Source organism: Rhodoferax koreense (genome assembly GCF_001955695.1).
In the GTDB taxonomy this organism is placed as follows: domain Bacteria; phylum Pseudomonadota; class Gammaproteobacteria; order Burkholderiales; family Burkholderiaceae_C; genus Rhodoferax_B; species Rhodoferax_B koreensis.
This window is the reverse complement of sequence record NZ_CP019236.1, coordinates 2,904,961-2,918,009: the sequence shown is the minus strand read 5'-3', so window position 1 is coordinate 2,918,009 and position 13,049 is coordinate 2,904,961. Positions and strand designations below refer to the sequence as shown.

General features: G+C 66.6%; 12 protein-coding genes and 1 pseudogene. 4 read left to right on the top strand and 9 right to left on the bottom strand.

The window, feature by feature from the left end; all coding sequences use genetic code 11:
* Positions 1 to 18: 18 nt before the first annotated feature.
* The 8 genes and pseudogenes from RD110_RS13590 to RD110_RS13555 form a co-directional block, all read right to left on the bottom strand.
* A pseudogene (locus tag RD110_RS13590) lies at positions 19 to 620 on the bottom strand (Maf family protein).
* Entirely contained in the window at positions 613 to 2,532 is a 1,920-nt protein-coding gene (locus RD110_RS13585) for an ABC transporter ATP-binding protein (RefSeq protein ID WP_076199980.1), read from the bottom strand. Before RD110_RS13585 ends, RD110_RS13590 begins: the two are co-directional and overlap by 8 nt.
* A gap of 17 nt (positions 2,533 to 2,549) precedes the next feature.
* On the bottom strand, positions 2,550 to 3,029 hold the full coding sequence (gene rlmH, locus RD110_RS13580) for a 23S rRNA (pseudouridine(1915)-N(3))-methyltransferase RlmH (RefSeq protein ID WP_076199979.1): 480 nt from the start codon (positions 3,027 to 3,029) through the stop codon (positions 2,550 to 2,552).
* 13 nt (positions 3,030 to 3,042) lie between these two features.
* Positions 3,043 to 3,822: a ribosome silencing factor gene (gene rsfS / locus RD110_RS13575; RefSeq protein ID WP_076199978.1), complete on the bottom strand. Its 780-nt coding sequence runs from the start codon at positions 3,820 to 3,822 to the stop codon at positions 3,043 to 3,045.
* Positions 3,819 to 4,415 carry a nicotinate (nicotinamide) nucleotide adenylyltransferase gene (gene nadD / locus RD110_RS13570; RefSeq protein ID WP_394329457.1) on the bottom strand — a complete coding sequence of 199 codons (597 nt, stop codon included), beginning with the start codon at positions 4,413 to 4,415 and terminating at the stop codon, positions 3,819 to 3,821. Before nadD ends, rsfS begins: the two co-directional genes overlap by 4 nt.
* A 53-nt stretch (positions 4,416 to 4,468) precedes the next feature.
* A complete protein-coding gene (gene hemF, locus RD110_RS13565) occupies positions 4,469 to 5,374 on the bottom strand; it encodes an oxygen-dependent coproporphyrinogen oxidase (RefSeq protein ID WP_394329413.1) in 906 nt (301 codons plus the stop codon).
* Positions 5,375 to 5,518: 144 nt separating this feature from the next.
* Entirely contained in the window at positions 5,519 to 6,808 is a 1,290-nt protein-coding gene (gene purD / locus RD110_RS13560; protein ID WP_076199975.1) for a phosphoribosylamine--glycine ligase, read from the bottom strand.
* Between the two features lie 8 nt (positions 6,809 to 6,816).
* Positions 6,817 to 7,536, bottom strand: coding sequence for a YebC/PmpR family DNA-binding transcriptional regulator (locus tag RD110_RS13555; RefSeq protein WP_076199974.1), 720 nt, complete (start codon positions 7,534 to 7,536; stop codon positions 6,817 to 6,819).
* 92 nt (positions 7,537 to 7,628) lie between these two features.
* On the opposite strand from RD110_RS13555, the gene RD110_RS13550 reads away from it, so the two are divergent.
* Both RD110_RS13550 and RD110_RS13545 read left to right on the top strand, forming a co-directional pair.
* On the top strand, positions 7,629 to 9,152 hold the full coding sequence (locus RD110_RS13550) for a helicase HerA-like domain-containing protein (protein WP_076199973.1): 1,524 nt from the start codon (positions 7,629 to 7,631) through the stop codon (positions 9,150 to 9,152).
* 70 nt (positions 9,153 to 9,222) lie between these two features.
* Positions 9,223 to 10,191, top strand: coding sequence for a threo-3-hydroxy-L-aspartate ammonia-lyase (locus RD110_RS13545; protein WP_076199972.1), 969 nt, complete (start codon positions 9,223 to 9,225; stop codon positions 10,189 to 10,191).
* 9 nt (positions 10,192 to 10,200) lie between these two features.
* Here RD110_RS13545 and RD110_RS13540 read toward each other — a convergent pair whose 3' ends face one another.
* A complete protein-coding gene (locus tag RD110_RS13540; RefSeq protein WP_076199971.1) occupies positions 10,201 to 10,470 on the bottom strand; it encodes a DUF2798 domain-containing protein in 270 nt (89 codons plus the stop codon).
* A gap of 149 nt (positions 10,471 to 10,619) precedes the next feature.
* Here RD110_RS13540 and RD110_RS13535 point away from each other — a divergent pair, with 149 nt between their 5' ends.
* Entirely contained in the window at positions 10,620 to 11,576 is a 957-nt protein-coding gene (locus tag RD110_RS13535; RefSeq protein WP_076199970.1) for a LysR family transcriptional regulator, read from the top strand.
* 116 nt (positions 11,577 to 11,692) lie between these two features.
* Positions 11,693 to 13,039: a GTP cyclohydrolase II gene (locus RD110_RS13530; RefSeq protein WP_076199969.1), complete on the top strand. Its 1,347-nt coding sequence runs from the start codon at positions 11,693 to 11,695 to the stop codon at positions 13,037 to 13,039.
* The last annotated feature ends 10 nt before the right edge of the window (positions 13,040 to 13,049 follow it).

Here is a 13,049-nt window from a genome sequence, read left to right as displayed (position 1 = left end):
AGAAGCGGCCCGCCAGCATCAGCACGGGATGCCGCACAGACGCAAGAGTTGCGCCGTCTCGAACATGGGCAGGCCCATGATGCCCGAATACGATCCGCCGATGTGGCTGATAAACGACGCCGCCCTGCCCTGCACCGCATAGGCACCGGCCTTGCCGAGCGGCTCGCCGGTGGCGACATACCGCTGCACCTGCGCGCGCGTGAGATCGGCAAACCGCACCCTGGAATCGCTGAGCGCCTCGAAGCGGCGGCGCCTGTGCTGCACGGCCACGGCGGTCAGCACGCGGTGCTCGGTGCCGGCAAGCGCCAGCAGCATGCGCTGCGCGTCTTTCGCGTCGGTGGGTTTGCCGTAGATGCTGCGGCCCCGCGCCACGGTGGTGTCGGCGCAGAGGATCGGCGCGGGCGGCAGGCCCAGGCGTTCGAGCCGGGCCACGGCCGCATCGAGTTTCAATGCCGTCACGCGCTTCACATAAGCGGCGGGTGCTTCGTTTTGAGAGCAACTTCGAGGCCTTCGGCGTCCTCGTCGGCTGCGGGCAGCAGGAGTTCATGGCGCACGCCGAGTTGCGTGAGCAACTGGCTGCGCCGCGGGCTCTGCGAGGCAAGGTAGACAAAATCAGTCATGGTCATTCAGCGCCGGGTCGCGCCGGGGTTCGACGGCCGGGGGGGCGATTTCGGTCGGTTGCGGGATTTCCGGTTCGGCTGCCTCGCCGAGGAAACCGCCGCTCTGGTGCGCCCACAGGCGGGCGTAGAGGCCGTCGCGCGCCAGCAGGCTCGCGTGGTCGCCGACCTCGACGATGCGGCCCTGGTCGAGCACCACCAGCCGGTCCATGGCGGCGATCGTCGACAGGCGGTGCGCGATGGCGATCACGGTCTTGCCCTCCATCAGCCGGTACAGGCTGGTCTGGATCGCGGCCTCGACTTCCGAGTCGAGCGCGCTCGTGGCCTCGTCGAGCAACAGTATGGGCGCGTCCTTCAGCATCACGCGCGCAATGGCGATGCGCTGGCGCTGGCCGCCGGAGAGCTTCACGCCGCGTTCGCCCACATGCGCGTCGTAGCCGTGGCGGCCCCTGGCGTCGCCCAGGTTCTGGATGAAATCGTGCGCCTCCGCGCGCCGCGCGGCGGATTCCATCTGCGCGTCGCCGGCATCGGGCCGGCCGTAGAGGATGTTGTCGCGCACCGAGCGGTGCAGCAGCGAGGTGTCCTGCGTGACCATGCCGATCTGCGCGCGCAGGCTTTCCTGGCGCACCCGGGCGATGTCCTGCCCATCGACGAGGATGCGGCCCCGCTCCACGTCGTAGAAGCGCAGCAGCAGGTTGACGATGGTGGACTTGCCCGCGCCGGAGCGGCCGACCAGGCCGATTTTTTCACCGGGCCGGATGTCGAGCGAGAAGTGGTCGAGCACCTGGCGCGCATCCGCGCCGCCGCCGTAGGCGAAGTTCACGTCCTCGAACCGCACCGCGCCGCGCGTGACCTTCAACGGCGCGGCGTCCGGCGCATCCTGCACGGCGTTCGGCTTGGACAGCGTCTGGATGCCGTCCTGCACCGTGCCGACGTGTTCGAACAGCGCGGCCATCTCCCACATGACCCAGTGCGAAATGCCGTTGAGCCGCAGCGCCATGGCGGTCGCCGCGGCCACCGCGCCCACGCCGACCTGGCCCTGGGTCCACAGCCACAGCGCCACGCCGGCCGTGGCCAGGGTCAGCAGCATGCTCAGGATCTGGTTGACCACTTCGAAGCCGCTCACCAGGCGCATCTGGCCATGCACGGTCTGCAGGAAATCCTGCATCGCCGAGCGCGCGAAGCCGGCCTCGCGGCCCGCATGCGAGAACAGCTTCACCGTGGCGATGTTGGTGTAGGCGTCGGTGATGCGGCCAGTCATGAGCGACCGCGCATCGGCCTGCGACTTGGCCACCTTGGACAGCCGCGGCACGAAATACCGCAGCGCAAAGCCGTAGAGCACGCCCCAGCCGATGAACGGCGCGAGCATCCAGGCGTCGAAGCCGCCGACCACGGCCACCATGGTCACGAAATAGATCACCACGAAGACCAGGATGTCGCCGACGATGAGGCACACGTCGCGCACCGCGAGCGCGGTCTGCATCACCTTGGTGGCGACCCGGCCCGAGAATTCGTCCTGGTAGAAGCTCATGCTCTGGCCGAGCATCAGCCGGTGGAACTTCCAGCGCAGCAACATCGGGAAGTTGCCGGCCAGCGTCTGGTGCTTGATCAGCGTCTGCAGCCAGATCAGCAGCGGGCTGGCGAGCAGGATGGCGGCCAGCAGCAGCAGACGGCCGCGCTCCTGCGTCCACAACTGGGCGGGCGCAACCTGGCCGAGCCAGTCGACGATGCGGCCCATCATCGCGAACAGCAGTGCCTCGAACGCGCCGACAACGGCGGTCAGCAGCGTGAGCGCCAGGATGTAGCGGCGCGCGCCGGCGGTGCACTTCCAGATGAAAGCGAAAAAACCGCGCGGCGGCGGTTTGGGTGCGTCCTCGCTGTACGGATGCAGCAGGCTTTCGAACCAACGGATCATGGGCTGCGGATGTCTCTTTATTCTCGGTGATAAGGATGGTTGGCATTGACCGACCAGGCCCGGTACAGCTGCTCGATCAGCAGCACACGCACCATGGCGTGCGGCAGCGTCAGGTCGGACAGGCGGATGCGTTCGTGCGCAGCCTGGCGGAATGCCGGCTCCAGGCCATCGGGCCCGCCGATGACCAGTGCCACGTCGTCGCTTTCCAATTGCCAGTGCTTGAGCTTACCTGCCAAGGCCACGGTGGTGAGGTTGGTCCCCCGTTCGTCCAGGGCCACGATACGGGCATTGCGACCCAGGCTTGACACGATGGCCGCTTCGATGCGCTCGCGCTCGGCGGCCAGCAGGTTCTCCAGCGTCTTCGAGCCGCGCGGCTCGGTCTTCACGGCCTTGAGCTCGACCTTGAGTTCGGGTGGAAACCGCTTGGCGTAGTCGTCGTAGGCGGTCTGCGCCCAGTCGGGCACGCGCTGGCCAACGGCGATGATGACCAGCTTCACCCGGCGGCCTCGGTCAGGCCTTGCGCGGCGCGGTCTTCTTCGGGGCCGTCTTCGGGGCCGTCTTGGCCGCCTTCTTGGCGGCGGCTTGCTGCTTCTGCACGGCGACCGGCGCCTTCACGACGATGGTCTTCAGCGCAACCTTCTTGGCTGGCGTCTTGGCCACGGTCTTCACTGCTGTTTTGGCAGCGGCCTTCTTGGCGGGCGCAGGTGCTGCAGCGGTCTTCTTCGCCGCGCGCTTCGGCGCTTCGATGACAGGACGTTCGGGCGCGAGCAGGCTCTCGGCCAAGGCCTTGGCCTTGGCCTTGGCGGCCTTCTTGGCGGCTTCGGGCGACAGCTTCTTGGCGCTGGCTTTCTTTGCCGGTGATTTGGCCGCGGGCTTGGGCGCCTCTTCCGCCTTGGGCAGCGGCTTGGCGGCGCCGAACTTCAGGCGCACCGGCTTTTCGCCCCACAATTCCTCGAGGTGGTAGTACTGGCGGATCGCCGGCTGCATGACGTGGACCACGGCCTGGCCGCAGTCGACGATGATCCATTCGCCGTTTTCCTCACCCTCGATGCGCGGCTTGGGGAAACCGGCTTCGCGCACGGCATCGCGCACGCTGGCGGCCAGCGCCTTGGTCTGCCGGTTGGAGGTGCCCGAGGCCACGATCACGCGTTCGAACAGGGCCGAGAGATGCTCGGTGTCGAACACGGCGATGTCCTGTGCTTTCACGTCTTCCAGACCGTCGACGATGGCCCGCTGAAGTTTCTGGGTGTCTTTTTTGGCGACGGTTTCCGTTTGCGGTGCAGTGGTCATCGAGCGGTTCGGTAGAGGTGATGTTGATCAATATAGCGCGCAACACCGTCGGGAACCAGATGGGCTATCCCTTGCGAGGAGGCAACGCGTTGGCGGATGTCGGTGGCGCTGACGGCCATGGGGGGGAGCTGCAGTATTTCAAAACGCCCCGCATTCCACGGTGGCGGCAGGTCTGAAAACTCGAATTTCGCTCGGGCGGCATCATCTTGATGACCGTCTGTGCCAATGGCGTTCGCGGAATCTGCGCGTGCAGCTACCGAAATTATAGCAGTTTGCAACAGGGCCTCGGACGCGTGCCACGTGGGCAGCGCGCGGGCCTGGTCCGCCCCCATCACCAGGAACAACTCGGCGCCCGGTTGTTCGGCCTGCAATTCGCGCAAGGTGTCGATGGTGTAGGTCGGCCCGGGGCGCTGGATCTCGCGCGCGTCGACCACCACCCCGGGCAGGCTGCCGAAGGCCAGTTGCGCCATCGCCAGCCGGTGTTCGGGCGGGCTCAGCGTGCGCGACTTGTGCCAGGCGTAGCCGGTGGGGAACACGCGCAACTCGTCGAGCCGCAGCTGCGCGAGCGCCGCCTCGACCAGTGCCACATGCATGTTGTGCGGCGGATCGAAGGCGCCGCCGAAGACGCCGATGCGCCGACTGGAACTCAAACCCAATCCCTCGGCACCAGGAACTTGCGTGTCAGGTCGTCCTCGGCCGAGCCTGGTTCCGGCTGCTGCTGATAGGCCCAGCTCGCCAGCGGCGGCATCGACAACAGGATCGACTCGGTGCGCCCGCCCGACTGCAGGCCAAAATGCGTGCCGCGGTCCCACACCAGGTTGAACTCGACGTAGCGCCCGCGCCGGTACAGCTGGAACGCGCGCTCGCGCTCCCCGTAGGCCATGTCCTGGCGCCGCGCGACGATGGGCAGATAGGCATCGAGAAACGCCGAGCCCACGGCCTGCGTCATGGCCATGCTGCGCGCCAGGCCCAACTCGGAAAAATCGTCGAAGAAGATGCCGCCGATGCCGCGCGCTTCCTGGCGATGTTTCAGATAGAAATATTCGTCGCACCAGGGCTTGAAGCGCGCGTACTTGTCGTCGCCGAACGGCGCGAGCGCATCGCGGCAGACCTGGTGGAAATGCCGCGCGTCCTCCTCGAAGCCGTAGTAGGGCGTGAGGTCCATGCCGCCGCCGAACCAGCACACCGGCGCCTGGCCTGGCGCGGTGGCCGCGATCATGCGCACGTTCATGTGCACCGTGGGCACGTAAGGATTGCGCGGATGGAACACCAGCGAGACGCCCATGGCCTCGAACGGCGCGCCCGCGAGTCCGGGCCGGTGCTGGGTTGCCGAGGGCGGCAGCTGCGGCCCGCGTACGTGCGAGAAGCCACAGCCCGCACGTTCGAACACCGCACCGTTTTCCAGGATCTGCGTGAGCCCGTTGCCCTGCAGCCTTTCGCCCGGCGGTTTTTCCCAGGCATCGACCAGGAAGGCCGAGCCGTCGATGGCCGCGACCTGGCTGCAAATGGACTGCTGCAAGCCCAGCAAATAAACGCGAAACGCCTCAACCATTCCCAAATCGTTATCCATATTCCTTCCAGAACGCCGCGGAACTGGCCCTTCGACAAGCTCAGGAGAGCCTTTGCCAGGCCGCCAGCGTTGCCCCCCTGCAAGGGGGTGGGCGGCTACACGAAGTGAGCCAACCTGGGGGTGAGCCTATTTGATGGCCTTATGGCCGATATCCTTGCGGTATTGCATGCCGTCGAAATGAATGCCGCGCGCCACTTCATAGGCCCGCTGCTGCGCCAGCTTCACGTTGTCGGCCAGTACCGTCACGCATAGCACCCGGCCGCCCGAAGTCAGCACGGCATCACCCTGCTTGACCGTACCCGCATGGAACACCATGGCATCGTCGGCCGCCTTGGGCAGACCGGTGATGGCGTCGCCCTTGCGCGGCGACATCGGGTAGCCGTGCGCGGCCAGCACCACGCCGAGCGCGATGCGGCGGTCCCATTCGAGGCTGACGGTGTCGAGCTTGCCATGCGTGCCGGGCTCGGTGGCGGCCCAGAACACCTCGAACAGGTCGGACTTCAGGCGCATCATCAGCGGCTGGGTTTCCGGGTCGCCGAGGCGGCAGTTGAATTCGAGCGTCTTGGGCTTGCCCTGCGCGTCGATCATCAGGCCGGCATAGAGGAAGCCGGTGAAGGCGATGCCGTCCTTTTCCATGCCCTTGATGGTGGGCAGGATGATCTCGCGCATGGCGCGGGCGTGCACGTCGGCCGTGACCACCGGCGCCGGCGAATAGGCGCCCATGCCGCCGGTGTTCGGGCCGGTGTCGCCATCGCACAGACGCTTGTGGTCCTGGCTGGTGGCCAGGGCGGTCACATTCTTGCCGTCGCACAGCACGATGAAGCTGGCTTCCTCGCCCTGCAGGAATTCCTCGATCACGACCCTCGCGCCGCCGTCGTTGTGCTGCACGCCGAGCGTGTTGTCGACCAGCATGAAGTCGATGGCTTCGTGCGCCTCGGCCAGCGTCATGGCCACGACCACGCCCTTGCCCGCGGCCAGGCCATCGGCCTTGACCACGATCGGCGCACCCTTCTTGTCCACGTAGGCATGGGCTGCCGCCGGGTCGGAAAAGGTTTCGAACTCGGCCGTGGGAATGTGGTGCCGCTGCATGAAGGCCTTGGAGAAGGCCTTGGAGCTCTCGAGCTGCGCCGCAGCCTTGGTCGGGCCGAAGATGCGCAGGCCGTGGGCCCGGAATTCATCCACCACGCCGGCCGCCAGCGGACCTTCGGGGCCGACCACGGTGAGTGCGATGTGTTCGGCCTGCGCCCATTTGCGCAGCTCGACCACGTCGGTGATCGGCACATCGACGAGCTGGTCGTCGAGCGCTGTGCCGCCGTTGCCCGGCGCCACATACACCTTGCTGACACGCGCCGAACGGTTGAGTTTCCACGCCAGAGCGTGTTCGCGGCCTCCGCCACCGATTACGAGGACTTTCATATTTCTTTTCACAGTGCGGCGTTGTGGAAGACCTCCTGGACGTCGTCCAGGTCTTCCAGGGCATCCAGCAGCTTCTGCATGCGGACGGCGTCGTCGCCGGCGATTTCAATGGTGTTTTCGGCCCGCATCGTGACCTCGGCGAGTTCCGGCTTCAGGCCGGCGGCCTCCAGCGCGTTCTTCACGGCTTCGAATTCGGTGGGCGCAGTCAGCACCTCGATGGCGCCGTCGTCGCCGGTGATCACGTCGTCGGCACCGGCTTCGAGCGCCACTCCCATGAGCTTGTCTTCGTCCGTGCCCGGCGCGAAGATCAGCTGGCCGCAATGCTTGAACTGGAAGGCGACCGAGCCCTCGGTGCCCATGTTGCCGCCGTATTTGCTGAAGGCATGCCGTACCTCGGCCACGGTGCGCACGCGGTTGTCGGTCATGGTGTCGACGATCACGGCCGCGCCGCCGATGCCGTAGCCCTCGTAGCGGATTTCCTCGTAGGTGACGCCCTCCAGCGCGCCGGTGGCCTTGTCGATGTTGCGCTTCACGGTGTCGGCGGGCATGTTGGCCGCCTTGGCCTTCTCCACCGCCAACCGCAGGCGGGGATTGATGCTCAGGTCGCCGCCGCCCAGGCGGGCCGCCACCATGATTTCACGGATGACGCGTGTCCAGACCTTGCCGCGTTTTTCGTCCTGGCGACCCTTGCGGTGCTGAATATTCGCCCATTTACTGTGACCGGCCACGTAAAGTCCTTATCGTTTGATTTAATCTACAGACGCGATTTTACTTTCCCGTTGCCTTCCCTTTTCCACTCTCCCTGTCCAGGACTTTTGCCATGGCCGACCCCATTCTGATCGCCAAGAACGCCGCCACCACCTGCGAGTTGCTGCCGGCGCTGGCCAACCGGCACGGCCTCATCACCGGCGCCACCGGCACGGGCAAGACCGTCACGCTGCAGACCCTGGCCGAAAGCTTCTCCCGCATCGGCGTGCCGGTGTTCCTGGCCGACGTCAAGGGGGATTTGAGCGGCATCAGCCAGGCCGGCAGGATCGGCGACAAGCTCGCCGCGACGCTGAAGGACCGCGGCATCGACCTGCCCGCCGCCCAGGCCTACCCGAGCACACTGTGGGACGTGTTCGGCGAACAGGGCCATCCGGTGCGCGCGACCATTTCCGACATGGGACCGCTGCTGCTGGGCCGCATGCTCAACCTCAATGAGACCCAGGGCGGCGTGCTGAACCTGGTGTTCAAGATCGCCGACGACAACGGCCTCTTGTTGCTCGACCTGAAGGATTTGCGCGCGATGCTGCAGCACGTGGGCGAGAACGCGAGCCAGTTCACCACGCAATACGGCAACGTCAGCGCGGCCAGCGTGGGCGCGATCCAGCGCGGCCTGATGCAGATCGAGACCCAGGGCGGCGACAAGTTCTTCGGCGAGCCGATGCTCAACATCAGCGACTTCATGCAGACGGATGAGAACGGCCACGGCATGGTCAACATCCTCGCGGCGGACAAGCTCATGAACTCGCCGCGCCTCTACGCGACCTTCCTGCTGTGGATGTTGTCGGAGCTGTTCGAACAGCTGCCCGAGATCGGCGACCCGGAAAAGCCGAAGCTGGTGTTCTTCTTCGACGAGGCCCACCTGCTGTTCAACGAGGCGCCGAAAGCGTTGATCGAACGCATCGAGCTCGTGGTGCGGCTGGTGCGCTCCAAAGGCGTGGGCGTGTATTTCGTGACGCAGAACCCGCTCGACATTCCCGATTCGGTGCTGGCCCAGCTCGGCAACCGCGTGCAGCATGCACTGCGCGCCTTCACGCCGCGCGACCAGAAGGCGGTGAAGGCGACCGCCCAGACCATGCGGCAGAAGCCCGGCCTGGACATCGAAGCCGCGATCACCGAACTCGCCGTGGGCGAGGCCCTGGTGAGCCTGCTCGACGAAAAGGGCCGGCCGAGTGTGACCGAACGCGTGTTCGTGCTGCCGCCTGGCAGCCAGCTCGGCCCGATCACGCCCGCCCAGCGCCAGGCCCTGATCGCCAATTCGCTGGTGGCCGGCGCCTACGAAAAGGAGGTGGACCGTGAATCCGCCTACGAAAAGCTCAAGGGCCGCGCGGCGTCGGCGCCGGACAGCGTGCCGAATGCAGGCACCACCATGCCCGGCCCGGCGGGCCAGACCGCTGGCGGCGGACTGCTCGGCGGGCTGAACGACATCCTGTTCGGCACCACCGGCCCGCGCGGTGGCAAACACGATGGCCTGGCGCAGACCATGGCGAAGTCGGCCGTGCGCACCATCGGCACCACGGTGGGCCGCGAGATCCTGCGCGGCGTGCTGGGCGGCATCTTCGGCGCCAAGAGCCGTTGAACTCTGTACTGGCCCCGAATCGCGGGATCTGTGCCTGTATTCCTTGCCCCGCAGCCTGCATCATTGATCCATGACCGAACACCAACTTCCCACCTACGACGACGTGGCGGCTGCGGCCGCGCGCATCCAGGGCCATGCCCACAACACGCCGGTGCTGACCTCGCGCACCATCGACGCCCAGCTCGGCGCCAAGCTGTTCTTCAAGGCCGAGAACTTCCAGCGCATGGGCGCCTTCAAGTTTCGCGGCGGCTTCAACGCCTTGTCGAAATTCACGCCGGAACAGAAGAAGCGTGGCGTGCTGGCGTTCTCGTCGGGCAACCATGCGCAGGCGATCGCGCTGTCCGCGCAAATCCTGGGCATGCCGGCCACCATCCTGATGCCACAGGATGCGCCAGCCGCCAAGCTCGCCGCCACGCGCGGCTACGGCGCTGAAGTCATCACCTTCGACCGCTTCACGCAGGACCGCGAGGCGCTGAGCCGCCAGCTCGCCGAGGAACGCGGTGCGACGCTGATCCCGCCGTACGACCACGCCGACGTGATCTCCGGCCAGGGCACGGCCGCCAAGGAACTGCTGGAGGAAACCGGTGAACTCGACTACCTGTTCGTCTGCCTCGGCGGCGGCGGCCTGCTCAGTGGCTCGGCGCTTGCGGCGCGGGCCCTGTCGCCGCAATGCAAGATCTACGGTGTCGAACCCGAGGCAGGCAACGACGGCCAGCAATCGCTGGCCGAGGGCCGCATCGTCCACATCGAGACCCCGCGCACCATCGCTGACGGCGCGCAGACCCAGCACCTGGGCCAGCTCACCTTCGGCATCATCCGCCGCGACGTGACGGGCATCGTCACCGCCAGCGACGCCCAATTGGTGCAGGCCATGCGCTTCTACGCCGAACGCATGAAGATGGTCGTCGAGCCCACCGGCTGCCTGAGCCTGGCGGGCGCGCAGCACGGCGGCCTGGACATCCGTGGCGCGCGCGTGGGCGTCATCGTCAGCGGCGGCAACGTGGACATGGCACGCTTCGCGCAGCTGCTCGGCGGCTGAACACGGTCCTCAGGCCCGTACCGTGGCGGCCGTGAGCCGCATCACGATGGGCCGCACGCAGATCACACAGACGAAGGCCACCGGCATGGCCAGTGCATAGGCCTCCAGCACACGCAGCAGGTAGGCGCCTTTGAGCCCGGTGCCCGTGGCCACGATGACCGCGCACATCAGGAAGGCCATGATGCCGGCCATGTAGAACGCGAACACGATCGGCGCGAAACGCTTGGGAATCTTCCAGGCTGGCTGGCTTCGGGCGTCGGCATTTTCGGTGGTGTTCATGGTGCTTGGGTTCAATGCTTGGGGAATCGGAATGGCTGAACTTTAAGTTTCGGCAGACCATCGCACCAGACCGGTGCCGGCTGTTTCACTGCTAAGCCAAGCTTACGAATCCTCTGCACCATTCCAAAGCTTCGGCTAAGCTTCACGTCATGGCCAATCTGCGCGGCATCGAAACCTTCGTCAAGACTGTGGAAGGCGGCAGCATTGCCGCGGCCGCCCGCCTGCTGGGTGTTTCGGCCGCAGCTGCCAGCCAGAACGTGGCCCGTTTGGAGAAGGAATTGGGCACCCGTCTGCTCACGCGCACCACACGCTCGCAGGCGCTGACACCGGCCGGCGAGGCTTATTTCGCGCGGGTCGGCCCGATCCTGGACGGCCTGGCCCAGGCGCGCGCCGAGTTGACGGCCTTGCACGATGCGGTGCAGGGCCGGCTCAAGATCGCGAGTTCGGTGGCCTTCGGCCGGCATGTGGTGGCGCCGCTGCTGCCGGTTTTCATGGCCCGCTACCCGCAGGTGCAGGTCGAGATGATGATGGCCGACCGCAACGTCGACCACCTGAAGGAAGACGTGGACATCGGCATCCGTTTTCGCCATGCGCTCGAGCCCGGCCTGGTGGCGCGCCGCATCGCCACGGCGCCGATGGTGTTCTGCGCCGCGCCCGCCTACCTGCGCCAGCACGGCCGGCCGAAGACGCCGGAAGACCTGTCCGAGCACCCCTGCCTCGCGTTTCGCATGCCGCTCGACGGCCGGCTGATGCAATGGCCTTTTCTGCGCGACGGTGCCAGCGTGTCGCCCAACCTCAAGGTGGCCGCCGTGTGCAACGACATCGACACGCTGGCCGCGCTGGCCATGGCAGGCGCCGGCATCACCCGGCTGGGCAGCTTCGTGGCCAATCCGCTGATCGCCGCGGGCCTGCTGGAGCCGCTTTTCCTGGCGACAGGCCGCAGCCGAAGCCGGGCGCAGGCCGATCCGGAGCCGCTGGAATTCTTCGCCTGCTACCGCGACCGACGCCACGTACCGGCGCCGGTGCGGGCCTTCCTCGACTTCATCGCACCGGCGGTGCACAACCATCCGTTGCTGCAGGCACCGGCCTGGCCCCCGAAACATTGAGCACCTGATCCAAACGGGCACGCCGCTTGCAATCCAGCTTCGTGGCCGCGAATCGGTCCCGACCCGCTTGTCAAGCAAATGCCGCATCGGTACATTGCATTTTTTGAGGATCATCCATGTCTCTCGATTCAGTCGCCAACGCTTCCCCGGTCTCTCCCGTCCCTTCATCCGCTCAGCCGACCGATACCGCACCGACCGTCACGGCGACCATTCCCACCGGCAAGGCCAACCCCAGTCACATCCGGCTGACGTCGCACGCGGGCGGCTTCGGCGCGCTGCCGATCAAATGGGGCGCGGCCACGGCCAGCGAGCGTGGCCCCATCGTCGGCACCACCACCAAGCGCGCGCACCGCAACGTCATCGGTACGCACAGCGGCTCCTACAGCATCTACCGCGCACTTGCCGTGGCGGCGGGCGCGCTGTCGCCGCAACACAAGGCCGACCTGACCAACACCGCGCCGACCGATGTGATCGGCCCCTATCCGCAGTGGAGCGAGCCGGGCAAGATCGTCTCGCTCGATCCCTGGGGCGGCCTGGTGGCCGACGTGTTCGCCACCGAACTCGCGGCCGGCTACGACATCCGCCCGACCATTGCCGTCACCAAGGCCCACGTGATCCTGCCCGAGGTGATCGAGGCGCTGCAGACCGGCCGCCTCAAGGCCGACGGCAAGTTCCTCACCGCCAACGGTGCGGCGCTCGTGACCAAGGCGGCCATCGAGCCGGTGTGGTACCTGCCCGAGGTGGCGCGACGCTTCAACTGCTCGGAAACCGACCTGCGCCGCGTGTTGTTCGAGGAGACCGGCGGCATGTACCCCGAGCTCGTGACACGTTCCGACCTCGAGGTGTTCCTGCCGCCCATCGGCGGGCAGACCATCTACATCTTCGGCAACCCGCGCGACCTGGCCAACACCGACGTGGAACTGACTGCGCGCATCCACGACGAATGCAATGGCTCCGACGTGTTCGGCTCCGACATCTGCACCTGCCGCCCCTACCTCACCCACGCCATCGAGGAATGCATCATGGGCGCCCAGCGCGGCGGCGTGGGCCTGGTGGCCTATTCGCGCAAGGAAGGCCGGGCGCTGGGCGAGGTGACGAAGTTCCTGGTCTACAACGCACGCAAGCGCCAGGTGGGCGGCGACACGGCCGACCAGTACTTCGCCCGCACCGAATGTGTGGCCGGCGTGCAGGACATGCGCTTCCAGGAACTCATGCCCGACGTGTTCCACTGGCTCGGCATCAAGAAGATCCACCGCCTGGTGTCGATGAGCAACATGAAATACGACGCCATCACCAACTCCGGCATCGAGGTTGGCGTGCGGGTGAACATCCCCGACGACCTGATCCCCGCCGACGCACGCGTCGAGATGGACGCGAAGATGGCCGCCGGCTACTTCACACCGGGCGTGGTGCCCGACGCCGAGGAACTCAAAAAGGCCAAGGGCCGCGGCCTGGACCTGTAAATTGAAGTTC

Coding starts and splice junctions, on each gene's coding strand:
- RD110_RS13585 (WP_076199980.1), bottom strand. CDS start 2,532: ATGATCCGTTGGTTCGAAAGCCTGCTGCATCCGTACAGCGAGGACGCA.
- rsfS (WP_076199978.1), bottom strand. CDS start 3,822: ATGACCACTGCACCGCAAACGGAAACCGTCGCCAAAAAAGACACCCAG.
- nadD (WP_394329457.1), bottom strand. CDS start 4,415: ATGCATGTGGCACTGGTCGAGGCGGCGCTCGCGCAGCTGCGGCTCGAC.
- hemF (WP_394329413.1), bottom strand. CDS start 5,374: ATGGTTGAGGCGTTTCGCGTTTATTTGCTGGGCTTGCAGCAGTCCATT.
- purD (WP_076199975.1), bottom strand. CDS start 6,808: ATGAAAGTCCTCGTAATCGGTGGCGGAGGCCGCGAACACGCTCTGGCG.
- RD110_RS13550 (WP_076199973.1), top strand. CDS start 7,629: ATGGCCGACCCCATTCTGATCGCCAAGAACGCCGCCACCACCTGCGAG.
- RD110_RS13545 (WP_076199972.1), top strand. CDS start 9,223: ATGACCGAACACCAACTTCCCACCTACGACGACGTGGCGGCTGCGGCC.
- RD110_RS13540 (WP_076199971.1), bottom strand. CDS start 10,470: ATGAACACCACCGAAAATGCCGACGCCCGAAGCCAGCCAGCCTGGAAG.
- RD110_RS13535 (WP_076199970.1), top strand. CDS start 10,620: ATGGCCAATCTGCGCGGCATCGAAACCTTCGTCAAGACTGTGGAAGGC.
- RD110_RS13530 (WP_076199969.1), top strand. CDS start 11,693: ATGTCTCTCGATTCAGTCGCCAACGCTTCCCCGGTCTCTCCCGTCCCT.